The sequence below is a fragment of the Bradyrhizobium sp. NBAIM08 genome, from assembly GCF_020193935.1.
GTDB classification, from domain to species: Bacteria; Pseudomonadota; Alphaproteobacteria; order Rhizobiales; family Xanthobacteraceae; genus Bradyrhizobium; species Bradyrhizobium yuanmingense.
This window is the reverse complement of the sequence record NZ_JADYVR010000896.1, coordinates 1-408: the sequence shown is the minus strand read 5'-3', so window position 1 is coordinate 408 and position 408 is coordinate 1. Positions and strand designations below refer to the sequence as shown.

The 408-nt window shown below is 56.1% G+C and carries 2 protein-coding genes; both read right to left on the bottom strand.

The features are described from left to right. Positions 1 to 182, bottom strand: a 182-nt coding sequence (locus I6F37_RS42600) for a hypothetical protein (RefSeq protein ID WP_225154767.1), incomplete at its 3' end; no start/stop codon positions are given. Next, positions 179 to 408: transporter associated domain-containing protein (locus I6F37_RS42595; RefSeq protein WP_276573833.1), on the bottom strand; the 230-nt coding region annotated here is incomplete at its 5' end. The genes I6F37_RS42595 and I6F37_RS42600, both read right to left, overlap by 4 nt.

The following is a 408-nucleotide window of genomic DNA, read 5'->3' as shown; positions in this document are numbered from 1 at the left end:
CCCGAGCTCTCGGGCAAAAACAGATCCACAAGCATCAATTTCGGCCGCTCCTTGCGGAATATCTCCATCGCTTGATGCGCGCTGGGGCAGTCCGCAAGCACCCGTATGGGCAAGCTTTCAAGCGCGGCTTTGGCGAAACGGCGCAGCTCCTTATCCGCGGTAATGAGCAGAAGTTCGGTCATAACTTTTCCCCCTCATCTTCTTCGCGGTATACCTGGATGATCACCGTTTCGATGGCCCGCTCGGTCGCCCGGTGGACGCGTACTTTATAGTTGGCGTAATAGAGCTCGTCACCCACAGCGGGGATGCGGTTGAACTGAAGCAGCAGAAATCCGGAGAGAGTTTCGTAATCGCCCTTAGGCACCTGAATATTAAGGCGCTCATTGAGCTGCTGCACCGGCGTCGTCA